This window comes from Limnospira sp. PMC 1279.21, from assembly GCF_032349615.1.
GTDB classification, from domain to species: domain Bacteria; phylum Cyanobacteriota; class Cyanobacteriia; order Cyanobacteriales; family Microcoleaceae; genus Limnospira; species Limnospira fusiformis.
Genome location: NZ_JARPLU010000428.1, coordinates 1 through 1,045, shown reverse-complemented (window position 1 = coordinate 1,045; position 1,045 = coordinate 1). Strand labels below are relative to the sequence as shown.

Annotated in this window: 1 pseudogene; it reads left to right on the top strand. The window is 43.1% G+C overall.

Annotation, left to right across the window (positions count from 1 at the left end):
- Positions 1–1,006: pseudogene (locus tag P5683_RS25190) on the top strand (RNA-guided endonuclease InsQ/TnpB family protein); the annotation flags it as partial.
- Positions 1,007–1,045 lie beyond the last annotated feature (39 nt).

Here is a 1,045-nt window from a genome sequence, read left to right as displayed (position 1 = left end):
GACGAACTCAATTCTCAAGCGAGACAAGCCAGCGCTGAAAGAGCTTGGTCAGCTATCTCTCGATTCTATGAAAACTGCAAGAAGAAGATTCCCGGTAAAAAGGAGTATCCGAAGTTTCAGAAAGATTGTCGCTCAGTTGAATATAAATCAACCGGGTGGAAACTTGCAGACGACAGAAAATCAATAACTTTCACAGATAAAAAAGGAATTGGTAAACTCAAAATCAAAGGTACACGCGATTTACACTTTTACCAAGTCAGCCAGATCAAACGGGTAAGACTGGTGAAACGTGCTGATGGTGTGTACGTTCAATTCTGTATTAACGTTGACAGGAAAGAAAACACAGCGCCGACAGGCAATACCATTGGCTTAGACGTTGGACTGAAAGAGTATTACACCGATTCAAACGGAGTCACCGTTGAAAATCCTAAATTCCTGAAAAAATGCGAACGTATCTTAAAACGTAGTCACCGTCGCGTATCGAAGAAGGTTAAAGGTTCAAAAAACAGAGGCAAAGCTAGACAGATTCTAGGTAAACACTATCTCAAAATAAGTAGGCAACGTAAAGACCATGCTGTGAAGTTGGCAAGGTGCGTAGTTCAGTCAAACGACTTGATAGCCTACGAAGATTTGAGAATTAAAAATATGGTGCAGAATCATTGTTTAGCTAAGTCTATCAACGACGCTTCTTGGTATCAGTTCCGTGTCTGGCTTGAATACTTTGCTAAAGTTTTTGAAAGAGTAACGGTTGCGGTAAATCCGCAATACACTAGCCAAGAATGCTCTAACTGCGGTGCAATTGTGAAGAAAACACTATCCACAATCCGCGCACGTTTGTAAGTGTGGTTGCTCAATGGATAGAGATGAAAACGCAGCTAGAAATATTCGGAGTCGAGGATTGAGTACGGTAGGGCATACCGGAACTTTCGGGCAGCCGAGCAACGCTTTGGGAGACAAGTCCTCTACTGTTGTTGGAGAAATCCTGCATCAGCAAGTCGTGTCGTAGAACAAAGAATCCCCGTGCGTTCACGCCGGGGAGTGTCAA